11 protein-coding genes and 1 tRNA gene are annotated in these 14,775 nt (G+C 41.2%); 4 read left to right on the forward strand and 8 right to left on the reverse strand.

Annotated features, from left to right (window positions below; all coding sequences use genetic code 11):
• Position 1 precedes the first annotated feature (1 nt).
• A complete protein-coding gene (locus tag AAEY93_RS03035; protein WP_351074877.1) occupies positions 2-2,062 on the reverse strand; it encodes an RHS repeat domain-containing protein in 2,061 nt (686 codons plus the stop codon).
• A 156-nt stretch (positions 2,063-2,218) separates the two neighbouring features.
• Here AAEY93_RS03035 and AAEY93_RS03040 point away from each other — a divergent pair, with 156 nt between their 5' ends.
• Both AAEY93_RS03040 and AAEY93_RS03045 read left to right on the forward strand, forming a co-directional pair.
• The gene (locus tag AAEY93_RS03040) at positions 2,219-2,530 is read left to right on the forward strand and encodes a zeta toxin family protein (protein ID WP_351074879.1); all 312 of its coding nucleotides are present in this window, start codon (positions 2,219-2,221) and stop codon (positions 2,528-2,530) included.
• 40 nt (positions 2,531-2,570) lie between these two features.
• Complete coding sequence (locus AAEY93_RS03045) at positions 2,571-2,957, forward strand: zeta toxin family protein (RefSeq protein ID WP_351074893.1); 387 nt, start codon at positions 2,571-2,573, stop codon at positions 2,955-2,957.
• Between the two features lie 634 nt (positions 2,958-3,591).
• On the opposite strand, the gene AAEY93_RS03050 is transcribed toward AAEY93_RS03045, so the two are convergent.
• A complete protein-coding gene (locus AAEY93_RS03050) occupies positions 3,592-4,923 on the reverse strand; it encodes a tyrosine-type recombinase/integrase (protein ID WP_351074881.1) in 1,332 nt (443 codons plus the stop codon).
• An 87-nt stretch (positions 4,924-5,010) separates the two neighbouring features.
• Positions 5,011-5,100: transfer RNA gene (locus AAEY93_RS03055), tRNA-Ser, on the reverse strand.
• 274 nt (positions 5,101-5,374) lie between these two features.
• On the opposite strand from AAEY93_RS03055, the gene AAEY93_RS03060 reads away from it, so the two are divergent.
• Both AAEY93_RS03060 and fabA read left to right on the forward strand, forming a co-directional pair.
• Entirely contained in the window at positions 5,375-7,114 is a 1,740-nt protein-coding gene (locus AAEY93_RS03060) for an AAA family ATPase (RefSeq protein WP_351074895.1), read from the forward strand.
• A gap of 75 nt (positions 7,115-7,189) precedes the next feature.
• Positions 7,190-7,705, forward strand: coding sequence for a bifunctional 3-hydroxydecanoyl-ACP dehydratase/trans-2-decenoyl-ACP isomerase (gene fabA, locus AAEY93_RS03065; protein ID WP_101030261.1), 516 nt, complete (start codon positions 7,190-7,192; stop codon positions 7,703-7,705).
• A gap of 102 nt (positions 7,706-7,807) precedes the next feature.
• Here the strand turns inward: fabA and rmf are convergent, their stop codons facing one another.
• From rmf to rlmKL, 5 genes are all read right to left on the reverse strand, one after another.
• The gene (rmf, locus tag AAEY93_RS03070) at positions 7,808-7,984 is read right to left on the reverse strand and encodes a ribosome modulation factor (protein WP_011638106.1); all 177 of its coding nucleotides are present in this window, start codon (positions 7,982-7,984) and stop codon (positions 7,808-7,810) included.
• Between the two features lie 232 nt (positions 7,985-8,216).
• Positions 8,217-10,106 carry a DUF3466 family protein gene (locus AAEY93_RS03075; RefSeq protein ID WP_124013611.1) on the reverse strand — a complete coding sequence of 630 codons (1,890 nt, stop codon included), beginning with the start codon at positions 10,104-10,106 and terminating at the stop codon, positions 8,217-8,219.
• Between the two features lie 25 nt (positions 10,107-10,131).
• A complete protein-coding gene (locus AAEY93_RS03080) occupies positions 10,132-12,048 on the reverse strand; it encodes an ABC transporter ATP-binding protein (protein WP_124013612.1) in 1,917 nt (638 codons plus the stop codon).
• Between the two features lies 1 nt (position 12,049).
• Positions 12,050-12,286, reverse strand: a complete 237-nt coding sequence (locus AAEY93_RS03085) for a glutaredoxin family protein (RefSeq protein ID WP_124013613.1) — start codon at positions 12,284-12,286, stop codon at positions 12,050-12,052.
• The gene (gene rlmKL / locus AAEY93_RS03090) at positions 12,273-14,411 is read right to left on the reverse strand and encodes a bifunctional 23S rRNA (guanine(2069)-N(7))-methyltransferase RlmK/23S rRNA (guanine(2445)-N(2))-methyltransferase RlmL (RefSeq protein WP_124013614.1); all 2,139 of its coding nucleotides are present in this window, start codon (positions 14,409-14,411) and stop codon (positions 12,273-12,275) included. The genes AAEY93_RS03085 and rlmKL overlap by 14 nt, the downstream gene beginning before the upstream one ends.
• Between the last annotated feature and the right edge of the window lie 364 nt (positions 14,412-14,775).

Raw genomic sequence — 14,775 nt, forward strand, 5'->3', positions numbered from 1 at the left:
ACTAATAGCTACAGCTAGTCCCTAAAGATTTACAAACAGCACCGATACCATGATAACCAGCACTTCCTAATGAACGCTGATTTCCAGCGGCATTATGAGTAAATGGTGTATAATCCTGAAATAAACTCAATACATCTCTACTGCTTTTGTAGGAAGTTATTAAGCGGTTGACTGTACTAATTTTTGCTTGACTCATAGAGCCAAAATTAAAACCTTGAGAGTTAAAAATAGTCGACTTTAATCCTGTGGCAACAGTGGCCCTTGTTGCTAGTGCTCCCCCTAACGAATGCCCAGTAAAGGATAGGTTTCCATTAACAGCTTTACTCACTCTCATTGCTACTGTTGCAGCTTCTTTGTGCTGACTAGTCTCTATCCCAAAGAAGTGACCAACTATATCATCAACATCATTTAATGAATCTGTTCCTGCATAGCCAAGCAAGTAACCTCCATCAACAGTATCCTCAAACAGTGCTGATTTAAACCCTGTATCATTATTAACGAATACCGTATCACTCAACCCTTTGATGTCATAACCATCCATCAGCCCAACATCTTTGCTTATCCGCTTATATCTTCCTGCGCTAGAACATGTTGATGCTGCCTCATACGAACAACCTGACGCAGCAGCTTTATCTCCACTGGTACCACTAAATCCCTCTTCCCCCCCTTTACCTTCTGTCGCTTTATCTTTCTTTTGATTGCGACGTTGCCGTGATTGTTTGGCTAATGACTCATTGCTTTGTCCATTACTCAAGCCCCACTGTGCCATAATGTTATCAACAGGCGTCTTGGCACAACTATTACCATAATTACTGTCACAACTGGCGACACGCCAAGCAGATGCATTACCACTTCGAACAGCACTATACCCCGTAGGATCTGTCCCACTCATCGGGTTATTCAAAATATACGAATACGGGTTAGCGCTTTGACTATTCTCTGGGAACTGCAAAAACGGGTCAACACTTAAAAAACGGCCGATGTTGAAATCGTATATCCGCCCGTTCATGTGAATGAGCTCTTGGTCAATCAAATGCTCGTGGTCTGTATAACCTTTGGTGACACCTTGCCAATTAGTACCAGATAGTAACGCATTACCTGATGCTATGTCTCTTGGACGACCAAACACATCATAACCTCGGTGCTGTAATACGGCACCGGTTTTGGCATCCATCAAGGTATCGACACTGCCTAAATGGTCGCGGAGTACATGCTGGAACGGTGATTGATTACCTAAGCTGCCCACATGGGCTTTCATCTTAATGGTGTGGTCACCAATGTAGGTTTTATCTACCGTACTGCTTAAGGTCACTTCACGCTCAAAACTGCCCACATAATACGTGGTCGATACCACACTACCACTTTGCTGTTTAACCTGTTTATAGCGGTTACCATTCGCATCGTAACTGAATGTACTTTTTACATTATTGCGGTCTACCGTTAACGGCTTGTTTTGGTCGTTATAGGTTAACGTTACGCCATCACCTGTGAGCCGGTTACCGTTATTGTCATAGGTGAACGTTTTTGTACCACCACGGATAAACTGCCTAATGGCGTTAGGGCCTGCATTACCGCCAGCACCTTTGCCTACACTACCGTAAAGATACTGACTACCGTAATCGCCTTTAACAAGGATATTACCTGCGGCGTCATAGTCATAATTAACCGCAGCATAGGTGATACCTTTGTACGTTTTAGTTGAGTCATCAACCCGCATGAGCTCGTCATAGTTGTAGCTTTCTTTGAACTGGGTAATCACATTGTGTTGAAAGGCTAAGTTACCCATTCCATCATAATCATAATTTAAGTATTGCACCCCGATAGTGCTGCACCCTCCAGAAGAACTGGTACAGATACTCGTCGGTGAACCGGCCAAATTACGGCTAAACTGTTGAACATAATGGTTACTGAACGTTTGTTGATTAATACTGCCAAAGGCGCTGTACTCATCGATTATGCGCAGTGATTGCTCAGAACCATCAGTAAAACGTTGGTAGTCTTCGATTAAATAACCATTGTCGTCAAAACGATAGGCTACATGCTCGCCGCTAGGATACTGCATGGCTTGGATACGGCCAAATTGTTGCAGGCAGCTCCTCAATAACGATAGGCGGTGGCATTGTCGATTCCCATGCGTATAAAAAACTCAGATATATTTATACCCAATTTATATTGACTGGTATCATGCTGTTCTATTCTAGAAACGTTACCACAGGCTATGACAGAGCAAGAGACTGAAATTGAAACTCAAGCAATTATATTTGCAAAAGCAAATCGAACTCGTATAGCACGTGAACTGACCGATTTAGGCAAATATCCCGCAGATCAACAGCCCGTCTCTATCTTTATGTGTGGTTCTCCTGGCGCAGGTAAAACAGAGGCGTCAAAAGCGTTTATTGAAGTGTTTGATGAAACAGGAATTATAAGACTTGACCCTGATGAACTAAGAGTTTACTTCCAAGAATACACAGGTAAAAACTCGTATTTGTTTCAAAAAGCAGTCAGCTTTAGCAGTCAGCTTTATAGTTGAACGCACTTTAGACAGAATTTTCAATAATGACCAAAGCTTTATTTTAGATGGAACGTTGTCAAACTTTGATGTTGCCTGCAAAAATATTGATCGCTCCTTAATGCGAAATCGAGCAATACTCATTATTTTTGTGTATCAAGAGCCTGAGTTAGCTTGGGAATTTGTACAAGCAAGAGAAAAGCTTGAAGGCCGTGGTATTTTACCCTCTATATTTATTGATCAATTCTTAAATTCACAAAAAGTCGTTAGGCAAGTCAAAACCCAATACGGTGCTTCGATTAAGATAGATTTACTTATAAAAAACAACGATGGTAGCACTCGTATTTACCATGACAATATTACAGCGGTAGAGCATCATATTAAGAATGAATACACTCGCACAGAATTAATAAGGCTGTTAAACTTACCTTCTGAGCCTATTTTTTAGACTGTTTTATGTGAGAAACCTATGTCGACAAATGTATCTAAAAATAAAGTTACCACATCTAAGCTTTCAGCCTTTGTTATGAACGCAAGTTCTGCAGAGAAAGAGCGTGTGTATGCGGAGGTTATCAAGAAGGCAACTGAATCACAGAATAAGGTTATTAGTGAAGCCAAATCAATAGCCATGTAACATTTCAGGCTGGATTTGTGATAACCCCAAATAGATCGACAATTAGAATAATGAACTACTCAATTCAAAATTGGCACACCTTAAATTGTTTACAATAAAAAATACCCAGTAGATTGCGCCCATAATGCTCCTGTTTTTAACAGGCGCATTATAGGCCTTTAGGGTTCAAAGGGGGTTCCCCTTGCCCGAGCAACTATCCGACCTTTTTGGAACAAAAAGTGGGATAGTTGCGTACCGGGTTACGTACTGGTCCCACATCATTGTGGGCTGCTTTTTGCTTCGCACTCACTGACTGCGAGCCATTTTCAATACCATTAATTTTCGCTCTCTACTGTAGCGAAATAATTACAGCTTTGGCAGTGTTTGTGCCTCAACTGACACTGTTACTGCCAATCGAGACAGATTGTTAATTTAGGTTTAAAGTTTATTTATTAACCACACCCGATCATCAAATACCATATTCAATTCTCTCAATATCCTTAAGCAATGCTGCAACGTTTACATCCTTGCCGTAACGGCTATATGTGATGTTGGGATTAGCGTGGCCAACGATTTGCGCCACGATATGCTCGCTGATATCTAATTGCTTCATTTCATCGATAAACGTGTGTCTGAGGCCGTAGGCGGTTGGACGCTGATTCGCTTGCATGCCTATCTCGGTTTGAAGCTTGGCGAGCTGTTTACAGTAGGTTTTTGACCAATCTTCAATGATGCCGACAGGTTTATAATCAAACAGCTGGGTATGTGTTGTTTTTCGTTGCTCAGCAAACGCAATAAAGCCTAGCTCAAGCAAGCGCTGATGTATGGGCACATAACGTTTAGCATTGAGGTTTTTTAATCGTTGTACAGCGCCACTATCATCAACGCTAATGCAGTGTATGCCCTCAATTAACTTGATATCTCCAGGTTTAAGCTGGCAGGCTTCTGAGGGTCTTAAGCCGCCATAAAGCATTAATCGGGTGACCCATTTGAAATCGGTTGTTGAAGCCTTGAATGATGAGCTGCGAAGTAGTCGTTTAAGTTCAATGTGCGTCCAGCGGTCTCTAGCTTGATTCGGTTTAGCTTTTGGTTTTTGTCCGACAGTAACGCTTTCAAAGGGGTTACTGGTGCAGTAATTCATTAATTGGCACCACTTGAAGAACTGGAATACAGCAGCTAGGTATTCTTTATTGCTTTTGTAGCTTCGGCCTTGAGTCAGTAAAGCATCTCGATAGGTCATCGCATCAGCACTGGTGATGTCATGCACACATTTATCATCAGTTTTAAGCTTGGTTTTAAGAATGGATTTTGATGATACGGTATCAATAAAATGCCGAGTACGCTGCTCAAGCTGCTTGATAGACAGCGGCCGAATGGCTGATTTTTGTTTTGAAATAATAAATGCGCTTAATGCTTCGTTTAACCCAATAACAGGCTTTGCTTGCGCAACAGCTGTGGTTTCACGATGCTGAGACAACTTTGTGTCTCTAATGGGGATAGCATGAGGTTTTTGCGTGATGTTGAACGTAATATCAGAATCATCAGCATCAAACTGAGCTCTAAGATGGTTAATGACCTCATCAACGTAGCGAATAAAATCATTAATACGGGTTTGATGGTCAATAGACCTGATGATTTTTTTGAGTGCTCCGGCAACATCGATGTTACGGATGACCGCTTCAGCTCTGTCGCGAGTCAGTAAGGAGACTTTTACGTCAAAAGGGAAGCCCTTGTCGCGTAAATATTTGGCTAAACAGATACGTGTGAAGTATACGTTGTTGGGTGCTCGATAAAGATACATTGTCTGAGTCAATCCTTATGGAGAGCCCCTCAAACGCCAAAAACAAAAAAAGCCGTTGATAATCAACGGCTTTTCTCGTATTTAATGTGGCGGAGGGATAGGGATTTGAACCCTAGAACGGGATAAACCGTTGCCGGTTTTCAAGACCGGTGCATTCGACCACTCTGCCATCCCTCCGAACGGGCTGAATAATATAAGTAACGCGTTTGGTTGTAAACCATAAATTAAAAAAAAACATCTGAATGCATAGCATTTAATCAGCATGTTCATATTTTTGTCGTCATTGAAGCATTATTTAATAACGCCGAGGTCCGTTGGATGGCTTTTGTGGGCTGAAATCACCTCAATAACCATGAGATGACCTCTAAGGGTGGAATCTGCTAAGGCTTTACGGCGCTTTATGCTAATATCATTGTATTATTTTTCGTTGTCGCAGCTAAATTACCACTATATGAATTCAACGCTATTGCCTAGTGCCAAACTCGCTCCTCAATATCATTTACCTGATCCATCGACTTCAGCTTTTTTCCCAAGTCATATATTACTTGGCCAAGAACGCGTTGTTGATACCTTCAAACTAATGAGCAAAATTGATTCGCAACATTTATTTCTTGCTGATTTTTTGGGTGTCGATAGACCACTATTTATCGATGCGTTGGTTACCCAAGCGAATACGCCTTCAAACCATTACCTTGTTGCCACTAAAAAGTCGCAAGAAGATGGAGATATTCAGTTTAAATGGCAGCAAACACTCCCCCCTGAACATGTGGGGATTATTGCCAAACAAGAGTCGCTTTGTTGTTATTTACAAGGAACGATTCGCCGGGCAGATCTGCTCGGGAAAATGATTAAAACGGATAAATCCAGCGTGTATAAACCTGGTGCATTGGCGACAAATCATTTTGTGTTTATTTGCTTAACGTCATTATGGCAGCGTGAAAGCTTGTGGGATTTGTTGATGCAAATTATCCACGATGGTTTTTATCGTATCAATAATGAGTTAACCCCGATCCCACTTAATTGTAAAATTGTGCTTGTGGGCTCTGGGTTATCGTATAGTCAGCTTCGTGTTGAAGATCGCAACTTTAATCGTCACTTCCCGTTACTGGCTGAAATGAGTAATGAAGTCGATTTGACACAGCATCCTGAATCTTCATATGTGCAGTGGCTGAACGTTCTTGCCCATGCTGAATCGGTTGAGTTAGAGCTATCAAGTTTATTACCGTTATTTTGGTATAGCTCTCGTTTGGTTGAACATCAGCAACGTTTGAGCTTAAGTATGTTGGAGTTTAGGCAGCTATTAGGACAAGCAAAAGCTTATTCTGGTCAATCTGTATTAAATGCTTCTGCGATAGCGAAAGCACTCGAAAAATTAAAGTTCCGTCACAATAGCTCTGAAGTATATTCGGCTCAAAGTTTTGATGACAATTTTATAAATCTGCCCACTAAAGGCGCTATGGTAGGCCAAATTAATGCCCTGACTGTTATAGATACAGGCGATTATACCTACGGTGAACCAGCAAGAATTACCTCGTCTGTTCATTACGGTGACGGTGAAGTAGCAGATATTGAACGTAAATCAGAGCTGGGTGGCAATATTCATGCAAAAGGCATGATGATCCTCTCGGCTTGCTTGTACCGTATTTTTGGCCGTGATGCGCCTCTACATCTCAATGCTAATATTGTGTTTGAGCAGTCTTATCAAGAAATCGACGGTGATAGCGCTTCACTCGCTGAGTATTGCTGTTTAATGTCTGCCATAGCAGAACAGCCCATTATCCAAAGTTTAGCGGTAACGGGCGCATTAGATCAGTTTGGCAATGTACAAGCTATTGGTGGTGTGAATGAAAAAATTGAAGGTTTCTTTAATTTATGTCAACGTCGGGGCTTAACAGGAGAACAAGGTGTTATTATGCCTAAAGCCAATGTATTACAGCTTAATCTCGAACCTGTTGTAATTGAAGCCATTGATACAGGATTATTTCATATCCATGCTATTGAGCATATGGATCAAGCGGTTGAACTACTGATGCAAATGCCTGCTGGAGTCGCCAATGAAGAGAACGACTTTGCTGAAAATACGCTGTACGGATTAGTACAACAGCGTTTAGATAAATTAGCAGGACAAGATGATGACGACGTGGAATTGAACTTTTTTGCTAAATTGTTAGCTCGATTACGGATTATTTAGTGATCGGAGTTGTTTAGCTTACACGTGTTCGCTATCTTATTGGGATTATCAATCAATTAAGTGGTACCGATTTAAATGGAAAAAGCTAATAGTTTCACTAAAGAGCAACTTGTCGCATGTGGTCATGGCAATCTTTTAGGGCCAAATAGACCACGTTTACCTGTCGACAATATGTTGATGATTGATCGTATCATTACCATTAATCAAGATGGCGGTGTATATGGTAAAGGTGAAATTGTTGCCGAACTCGATATCACCCCAGATCTTTGGTTTTTTGATTGTCACTTTATCACTGACCCAGTAATGCCTGGTTGTTTAGGCCTAGATGCGATGTGGCAACTTGTCGGTTTCTTCCTAGGCTGGGAAGGCGCTGAAGGGAAAGGTCGTGCATTAGGTGTCGGTGATGTGAAATTTACCGGACAAGTTTTGCCCGATGCAAAGAAAGTCACTTACAAGCTTAATATTAAACGTAAGATTCACCGCAAACTGGTGATGGGTATTGCAGATGCCACGATGGAAGTCGATGGCCGTCAAATATATTCAGCAACTGATTTGAAAGTGGGTATTTTCAGCGACACATCAACATTCTAAATACACTCGCTTATGTGGTGACAGCGTTAATTTACGTTATTCAATGCCCTCCGACATTCGTCGTGAGGGCATTTTGTTAAGTGTTGCTTGTTAAGTTAAGTGTTACTTATTAAATAGGCCATTAAGACGGCCATCAATACCTTCACGCCATCCGCCTAACCATTGAGACCGTGAATCCAGATTCGAATGGGGACAAACCTCCTTAGAACGCCCTCCTACTCCGGCTTGAAATCCTTTTGAAAATGCTCTGTCTAAACGATCTCTTTTCTGTCTTTTCATGCATACGTCCTCTTCAGTGACAGGCTTCTGTTTGACATGATGAAGCTGAAGCCTTAAACATAGGAATAGAACGTTTTTTGACCAAAATCAATTAAAAATAACCTCATTTTAATGCTTTTTTATTAAAGTATTGAGAATTAAGTTAAAAAAAATCGAGGAATTTATCCTCGATTTTCTGTGTTTCTAGACTACCCCATGTTTGAGGTGCTAAATGACTGTGATTACCGTAAGCCTATTTTTTCACTCGGCGACGTAACCATAATAATGGCAAGGTGAATAACCAAGCAAAACTGGCCGCACCTTTGCGTACATAAGCCTCTTCTTCAACGGCATCCGATGTGTTACACGCTTCACCAGAAGTTGGCTTCAAAATCACCATTCGCGGCAAATACGCTGTCACTGGGTCGCCGTTACCGTCTAGTTCAAATAACGGTAGGTTATTTTCACCGACAAGCACATTACCAGTAATGGCATCTGTTTGATATTGTGGTTTACGAATAAACGCCGTACCGACGATAGTGCCGTCTTCATTAATATTATTAGCTTCAACAACTTGAATGTCGGTGTTGTAGTTTAAAATTTCACCGGTGCCGTCTTGAATACTCACTTGATGACGAGCCCACTCTCCATCGGTATTCTGTTCGTAGCCTTTAGAACCGCAGGTAAGGCGATCATTTAAATTAACAAACTCACTGGTGTTATTGTCAAATAAGAACCCCACTTTTGGACGAGGCTTTTCTTTGTCGTAAGTTGATTCAATATAACCGACAACTTGGCCTTTATTATTGATATCTTTAGGTTTGCTACTTAAATCCGACAATGTGGTTTGGAAGTCATTCGGCGTAACAATTCCTTGTTCTGGATTATTAGTATCTAACGTGAAGAATTTATCACGTAAATAACCACCAATATATTTGCGATAACTGCCCACTAACATACCATCATTGTTAATATCATATGCGATAGAGCTAGTGACGTCGTCATCCATATCTACCCAATTATATTGATATTCACCGTTGGCATTCTTTTTCCAGTAAGCAGCATCAAAATATAATTTATCGGTGTCGCCATTACGATAAACATGTGAGCGTCCGGCCAAATCATCATTGCCGTTAACACCTAATGCTTGGGCAGTATAAATTAGCGTTGAATCATCGTCTGGAGTCAGTCCTAACGGTAATTGAGTTCGCTCAGGTACACCGGTATCGTCTAGGTTGTTTAAATCCCACACTAAAGCGCGTGTTTGATAAAGAATGTAACGACGGCTGTTAGTGTCTGGATACTGAGAATCTTGAATACAAACAGCGAGTGGCGTAGGATTATCTGCATCGGTGTCTTCTGCGCTTGCAATACAGCTATCTACACGGTCAACACTTGATGACACTAATGCGGTACTACCATAACCGACAACAAGGTTATTATCGTTTACGTCCGCTGCTACTGATGAACCGCCTAACTCAACGGTCGCAGCGCTAGTATCACCGTCTTGTAGACGTTCATAGGTAGTGTAAGGAGGAAGCAATGAATATTCGACGTCATCTTTCACTGCGATAGCACGCAGTTCAAAATCACGATAATACCAAAGCTCTTGGGTGGTACTGGTACCTTCATAAGCTAAGGTTTTTTCTACGCCAGTATAAGCACCTACTTTGGTGCCATTACTGTTAAGGCCATAGAAGAAGCTATCAATTGAATTAACAACTAGTTCACCATCACTGTCTTCGTCAGTAGGATTAGTAGTACCAGCTAGGCTATAAAATGAAGGTTTCCAAGCGCCTTCAGCGGCATTTGCACTGGTAGTGACGGTGAAGTTATTTGCCTCTATTGGTGTTAATACTGAATAGGTAATTTCTTCCGCATCAGAAATACCATCTTCAACATCAATGATGCCGCCTTCAATGTCTTCGGTGCTAAGTTTCTTTTTACCTTTTGAAATACCGACAACTTCATCTTCACTGTTCACCGCCATGGCATAGCCATTACGTGTACCGTCAATGGTGCCATTTAGGTCGAAATCTTCAATATTAACAATTTCATATACTGGCGCAGCTTGAACTGTTCCAATGACACTTAATACACCTATCGCAACAAGGGATAAGGCTTTATCAAACTTTAACTTCATGTAACTATTCCTGTTTTATTATGCTTTACTTCAGTGACTCAAGCTCTTCCCATCGCTCAAAGCAAACGTCTAAATTTTGTTCTTTTTCTGCCAACAACTGCAGTGCTTTATTAACCGAATCCTGCGGTTGATTATAAAAATCAGCACCACCTACGGCTAACTGCATTTGCGCAATTTCTTGCTCGAGCTGTTCCATTTGGCCCGGAAGCGTATCTAATTCTTGTTGCAATTTATAAGACAGTTTTTTGGCTGTTTTCTCAGGGATGTTTACAGACTTTGTTTCAACCACTGCTGCAGGTTGGACAACATTACTGGCAACTGGTTCCTCAGAATAAAATTTTGCGCCTTGAGCCACCGCATCTTGATAACCACCAACATATTCTGCCCACTGACCATTACCTGCAAACCACCAGCTACTGGTGACAGTATTGTCAATAAATGCTCTATCGTGACTGACTATGAGTAATGTGCCTTCAAAATCAGCAAGTAGTGACTCTAACAACTCTAGGGTCTCAATATCAAGATCGTTTGTTGGTTCATCTAGAATAATTAGATTTGCTGGACGTAATAATAATCTCGCCAATAACAAACGATTCTTTTCACCACCAGAAAGTGCTTTGACCGGCGTACGGGCACGCATGGGTGAAAACAAGAAATCTTGTAGATAACTCAGAATATGACGATCTTGGCCATTAATAGTGACGGTACTTTTACCCTCACCCACGTTTTCTTCTACGGTTTTCTCAGGATCAAGCGCTTCACGATACTGGTCAAAATAGGCAACGTCTAACTTAGTGCCGACTTTAATTTCGCCAGACTGGGGTTGTAACTTTTCAATCAACAGTTTGATTAATGTCGATTTACCACAACCGTTTGGACCAATTAATGCTATACGATCGCCACGCATTACCGTAGTACTGAAGTTTTTAACTAAATTTTTATCCGGTAAATTATAGTTAAGATCTTTAATATCAAAGACTAACTTTCCAGAACGATCGGCGTCAGACACGGCCATTTTGGCGTTACCTAGACGATTTAAACGCTCGCTACGTTCAGTTCGTAATGCTTTTAGCGCTCGAACACGACCTTCATTTCGAGTACGACGAGCCTTAACACCCTGACGGATCCAGGTTTCTTCATCAGCAAGTTTTTTATCGAAATGAGCGTTTTTCTCGGCTTCTACCCGTAACCATTCTTGCTTACCATCTAAATATGCTTGGTAGTTACCTGGAAACGAAATGACCACACCACGATCTAAATCGACAATACGTGTTGCCATTCGTTGAATAAAGCCACGGTCATGGCTTACAAACACGATTGCGCCTTTAAAGCTTAATAAGAATTGCTCTAACCACTCAATGGTATCGATATCTAAATGGTTAGTAGGTTCGTCAAGCAGCAGTAAATCAGGGTTAACAACGAGTGCGCGAGCTAATGCCACTTTACGCTGCCAACCGCCAGACAACTCATTCAATGGCTGATCGGGATCTAAGCCTAATAACTGACAGTTTTGAATAATACGCGAATCTAATTGCCAACCGTCATTGTGATCTAACACTTCTTGCAGACGCTGCATTTGATTGAGCATACGATCCATCTGCTCAGGATTAGCTTCTGCAACATCATGAGATAATTGATGATACTTTTCTAACGCTTCACCAATTTCTTTAAGACCCGCCGCGATATAAGCGTAAACCGTTCCGGTTTCTGCTTTAGGTGGGTCTTGTTGTAAACGACTAACATTAACGTCATTTGTAATATTAAACTCACCATCATCAAGTAATACATCACCTGATAGCACTTTCATTAAACTTGATTTACCGGCGCCGTTACGACCGACGATACACACGCGCTCACCAGGTTCAATGGTAAAGTCTGCATTTAGCAGCAAAGGAATGTAACCGTAGGCTAACGAGCCATTATTAATCCGTACCAGACTCAATCTAAACTCCTAAAAATTTTTGTAATTGTGCGGCATCGAAAGGCCAGAATAACTCACGCTCTCCCTGTACAAATACAGGAATGCTCATGTTATAACGCTCTGTAAGTGATGCGTTATCACAAATATCGATGTGCTGATAATGTATTGCGGTTTGCTCAACCAGTGCTTGGGCTATATCACACAGATGGCAACCCTCTGTGTGATAAAGCACATAAGCTACTGCACTATTTTTTTGCATGAGTCAGTAGCCACACATTATGGATATGTGGATTACGTTTATAATCCAGCGGTAAACATAGATGGTCGATATTAGTCACGTCGATACCCGCTTGGTTCAACGTTTCGATATCCATTTTAAATTTACGCTTGTTATTTGAAAAAACAAGTTCGCCATTTGGAGACAGTAGTTTAATTAATCCGCCTAACATCTCTGCATGATCCCGTTGTACATCCCAACTGTCTTCCATGCGTTTTGAATTTGAAAACGTAGGAGGATCAATAAAAATAAGGTCAAACTTCTGTTGACTGTTGTCTTTAATCCACTGTAAGCAGTCTGCTTGAATAAAGTCATATTGCTTACCGGACAATCCATTTAAGGCGAAGTTTTCTTTAGCCCAATTGATGTAGGTATTAGACATGTCGATTGTAGTGACCGATTTAGCCCCGCCAATCGCAGCATGTACAGATGCAGAACCAGTATAAGCGAATAAGTTAAGGACATTTTTGCCCTTTGCTTTATCACCGACCAATTTGCGTGTAACACGATGATCAAGAAACAAACCAGTATCTAAATAACCGGTTAAGTTAAGCTTGAATTTAGCACCATATTCTTGAGTGATAACTTCCAATTTACGCTCGTCAATCTTTTGATACTGATTGGCGCCTTTCTGACGTTCGCGGGTTTTTAAGGTAATGCGATCGGGATGGATACCTAATGCGCCTGGCAATGCTAATAGCACGTCACTAAGACGACGTTTAGTCACTGCTTCTGGAATGGTTGCTGGAGCTGAATACTCTTGAATAACCACATAATCGACATACTTATCAATCGCAACGTTATACTCTGGTAAATCTGCATCATATAAACGGTAACTGTCGATGCGCTCTTTTTTAGCCCATTTTTCAAACTGTTTAATATTCTTTTTAATACGATTAGCAAATGCTGGGGCGATATCAGTAATATCAGCACCTTCTGGCAATACAGGCACATCTCGACGAGTACTGTTTGCGTGTAAGGTATAAATGTTAAAAGCACATTCTAATGCACCGTTGAACATTTTCATTTGCTTATCCGCTTTTAATTTAAGCGATGAAATCAGCTCTATGTCGCTACATAACATGGCAATTTTCCAGCCACCAAACTCTTTCTTAAACTTATCACCTAACTGGTAATAGAGTTGTAAAAGTTCAGTGACATTTCCCAAACGCTCACCGTAGGGTGGGTTCGAAATTAAAAAGCCTTCACTTACGGGAGGCGTCACATCCAGCGCATCTGAAACACTAAATTCAATTAATTCAGCTACGCCAGCATTTTCAGCATTACGTTGAGCAATAGAAATCAAGTGCGGTGCTATATCTGATCCGTAAAATTTGAGTTTACAACGTGTTTTACCCAAGGTTGCACGCGCTTGAGCTTCGTCAAAAATAACCTGCCACATGGCTTTATTGTGGCTCTGCCAATTTTCGAAACCAAATTTTTCACGTTTAAGTCCAGGAGCAATGTCTGCAGCCATTAATGCAGCTTCAATCAATATCGTACCGCTACCACAAAATGGGTCAAGCACAGTAATTGGATTTGCTTGCCAGCCACTACGTACCAACATATTGGCAGCAAGGTTTTCTTTTAATGGTGCCTCACCTGTTGTTGAACGGTATCCGCGTTGATGTAATGAAGCGCCAGAGAAATTCATTGAAATAGTTAGTTGACCATTACGGTAATGAGCATCAATTTTAAAATCTGGATTGACACGTTCAACATCCGGACGCACTGTACCATCATCGCGAAAGCGATCTACAACAGCATCTTTAATTTTCAGCGCACCAAATTGAGTGTTATTAATAAAACCACCCGTGCCATGAAAATCAATACTGAAGGTTTTTTTATGGGAAAAATGCGATGGCCAATCAATGCAGTATGCTGCGTTATAAAGTTGCTCAGCAGAATCACAAGCTCCTTTATAGATCACTAATACGATACGACTCGCTAGGCGAGTCCATAATGTAATTCGATAAGCCAGTTCTAGTGGAGCACAAAAATACACTCCAGCAACACTTTCTTTAACGTCGGTTGCGCCAAACTCTTTAAGTTCAGAAGCAAGGCTATATTCGAACCCCTTTGGGGCTGCAGCAAAAAAATTAAACATGTATTAGTCAGTCATCGGTTACGCAAAATTCAGTGCAACATTATACCTGCACAAACACATAACCCCAATGACTTATCGAAATGGGCTGCAAAATTCGCTTATTTTAGGGTTAATTTCTCAATATCGTACGATAAAGCAGTGACTCGCTTATTTTACCAGCAAATAAAAGACTACCCCTAGATTTTACTTGCAAATATAAACGGGGATCGCTATAGTTCGCCCCGCTTTGAAGCAGACAGTTAAACGCGCTAACTAGCAAGTTTAACATGGCAGATTGAAGCAGTATTTATCGGACGCGGGATGGAGCAGTTGGTAGCTCGTCGGGCTCATAACCCGAAGGTCGTAGGTTCAAGTCCTACTCCCG

Source organism: Shewanella sp. CAL98-MNA-CIBAN-0140, from assembly GCF_040309905.1.
Lineage (GTDB): Bacteria > Pseudomonadota > Gammaproteobacteria > Enterobacterales > Shewanellaceae > Shewanella > Shewanella psychromarinicola.

What these genes read in the sequence shown, in the direction of transcription:
- AAEY93_RS03040 (WP_351074879.1), top strand. Translation starts at nt 2,219, where the DNA reads ATGACAGAGCAAGAGACTGAAATTGAAACTCAAGCAATTATATTTGCA.
- fabA (WP_101030261.1), top strand. Translation starts at nt 7,190, where the DNA reads ATGGAAAAAGCTAATAGTTTCACTAAAGAGCAACTTGTCGCATGTGGT.
- AAEY93_RS03075 (WP_124013611.1), bottom strand. Translation starts at nt 10,106, where the DNA reads ATGAAGTTAAAGTTTGATAAAGCCTTATCCCTTGTTGCGATAGGTGTA.
- AAEY93_RS03050 (WP_351074881.1), bottom strand. Translation starts at nt 4,923, where the DNA reads ATGTATCTTTATCGAGCACCCAACAACGTATACTTCACACGTATCTGT.
- rmf (WP_011638106.1), bottom strand. Translation starts at nt 7,984, where the DNA reads ATGAAAAGACAGAAAAGAGATCGTTTAGACAGAGCATTTTCAAAAGGA.
- AAEY93_RS03085 (WP_124013613.1), bottom strand. Translation starts at nt 12,286, where the DNA reads ATGCAAAAAAATAGTGCAGTAGCTTATGTGCTTTATCACACAGAGGGT.
- rlmKL (WP_124013614.1), bottom strand. Translation starts at nt 14,411, where the DNA reads ATGTTTAATTTTTTTGCTGCAGCCCCAAAGGGGTTCGAATATAGCCTT.
- AAEY93_RS03060 (WP_351074895.1), top strand. Translation starts at nt 5,375, where the DNA reads ATGAATTCAACGCTATTGCCTAGTGCCAAACTCGCTCCTCAATATCAT.
- AAEY93_RS03035 (WP_351074877.1), bottom strand. Translation starts at nt 2,062, where the DNA reads ATGCAGTATCCTAGCGGCGAGCATGTAGCCTATCGTTTTGACGACAAT.